Genomic DNA, 2,194 nt, shown 5'->3' with positions numbered 1-2,194 from the left:
CCTGCACCATCGTCGGCGCCGTGGTGACGTCGGGCCTGCTGATCGTCGGCTGGGTCGGCGACAGCCGCGCCTACTGGGTCCCGGTCGACCGCAGCGCTCCCCCCGCCCGGCTCACCGAGGACGACTCGTGGGCCGCGCAGATGGTCGCCGCCGGCCTGATGAACGAGGCCGAGGCCTACGCCGACGAACGCGCCCACGCGATCACCGGCTGGCTCGGGGCGGACGCCTACGAACTGGAACCGCACACCGCCGCGTTCAAGCCGGACCGGCCCGGAGTGGTGGTGGTCTGCACGGACGGCCTGTGGAACTACGCGGAGGCGGCCGAGGACATGGCGCGGGTCGTCCCGCTCGACGCCGCCGTGCATCCGCTGCACAGCGCCCGCGTGCTCCTCGGCCATGCGCTCGACGGCGGGGGCCACGACAACGTAACAGTGGCGCTCGTGCCGTTCCCGGCCGTGCCCCAGGGGGCAGGATCGGCCTGAGGCCACGTCGAGGGAATCGGCCTGAGGCCACGTCGAGGGACGCCTCGGCGGACCGGAGGGAGCCGGTCCGCCTACTGCTCATCACCCCGCCGCGGCGGGGGCTTTGAAGGGGGATCGAAGCAGGCATGGCCAATTTCTCGAAGTCGAACGTGCCCCGGTTCTCGGTGGACGTCTACCAGAACGAGTACCTGCCGGAGGGCGCCGGCGAGGTCAACGCCATCGTCACGGTGACGGCGACCGGCGGCGGCACGATCGGCAGCGCGGTCGCGTCGCCCCACCTCTACTCGCCCGGCCAGGGCCCGTCCGCGGCCGTGGCGATCATGGTCGACTGCTCGGGGTCGATGGACTACCCGCCGACCAAGATGCGCAACGCCCGCGACGCGACGGCCGCGGCGATCGACACCCTGCGCGACGGGGTGCACTTCGCGGTGATCGGCGGGACGCACGTGGCGAAGGAGGTCTACCCGGGCGGCGGGCGCGTCGCGGTCGCCGACGCCACCACCCGCGAGCAGGCCAAGCAGGCGCTGCGCTCGCTCAGCGCCGGCGGCGGCACGGCCATCGGCACCTGGCTGAAACTCGCCGACCGCCTGCTCTCCTCCGCAGACGTCGCGATCCGGCACGGCATCCTGCTCACCGACGGCCGCAACGAGCACGAATCGCCCCAGGACCTGAAGGCCGCGCTCGACGCCTGCGCCGGGCGCTTCACGTGTGACGCGCGCGGCGTGGGCACCGACTGGGAAGTGAAAGAAGTCACAGGGATCGCCTCGGCCCTGCTCGGCACCGCCGACATCGTCGCCGATCCGGCCGCGCTCGCCGCCGACTTCACGCAGATGATGGAGATGGCGATGGGCAAGGAGGTCGCGGACGTCTCCCTGCGGCTGTGGACCCCGGTCGACACGACCGTGAAGTTCGTCAAGCAGGTCGCGCCGACGGTCGAGGAGCTGACCGGCCGACGCACCGAGGCGGGCCCGCGCGCCGGCGACTACCCCCTTGGTTCCTGGGGAGACGAGTCCCGTGACTACCACGTCTGCGTCGAGGTCCCGGTCGCGACCATCGGGCAGGAGATGCTGGCGGCCCGGATCTCCCTGGTCGTTCCGCAGCCCGACGGCAGCGCCCAGAACCTCGGCGCGCAGGGCCTGGTGCGGGCCGTGTGGACGGACGACATGGTCGCCTCGACGTCGATCAACCCTCAGGTCGCCCACTACACGGGGCAGGCCGAACTGGCACAAGTCATCCAACAGGGTCTGGATCTTCGCAAGTCGGGCGATATGGATGGAGCAACGGCCAAACTAGGCCGGGCCGTTCAGCTCGCGAGTGCCTCCGGGAACGCCGATACTGCGAAACTGCTTGCGAAGGTGGTGGACGTGGTCGATGCCGCGACCGGTACTGTGCGACTGAAGGCGAAGGTCGCGGAGGCTGACGAGATGACGCTCGAAACCCGCTCCACCAAGACCGTTCGCGTCAAGAAGTGACCTGGAAGAGATCGAAGGAGGGACGCGCCGACATGCCGACCTGCCCGAACGGACACCAGTCGGGTTCCGACGACTGGTGCGAGGTCTGCGGTCACCGCATGGCGGGTGCCGTGCCTCCGCCTCCTCCCCCGCCGCCGCCCGGCGGCTACGGTTTCCCGCCCCCGGCCGGCCAGGGTGGCCGCGGCTGCCCCGGCCAGCCCGCCGGTCGTCGGCGGCTCCTTTTCGGCGTGTCCAACGGGG

Annotated in this window: 1 protein-coding gene and 2 pseudogenes; all 3 read left to right on the top strand. The window is 71.4% G+C overall.

The window, feature by feature from the left end:
- Nucleotides 1-482: pseudogene (locus tag ABZ281_RS46820) on the top strand (protein phosphatase); the annotation flags it as partial.
- A 125-nt stretch (nt 483-607) separates the two neighbouring features.
- Nucleotides 608-1,954, top strand: a complete 1,347-nt coding sequence (locus ABZ281_RS46815) for a VWA domain-containing protein (RefSeq protein WP_356664653.1) — start codon at nt 608-610, stop codon at nt 1,952-1,954.
- A gap of 32 nt (nt 1,955-1,986) precedes the next feature.
- Nucleotides 1,987-2,194 (top strand): annotated as a pseudogene (locus tag ABZ281_RS46810) (phosphopeptide-binding protein); the annotation flags it as partial.

Origin of the sequence: Streptomyces sp. NPDC006265 (assembly GCF_040613555.1) — a bacterium.
Taxonomy (GTDB): domain Bacteria; phylum Actinomycetota; class Actinomycetes; order Streptomycetales; family Streptomycetaceae; genus Streptomyces.
The sequence above is the reverse complement of the archived record's forward strand: the minus strand, read 5'-3'. Positions and strand labels throughout refer to the sequence as shown.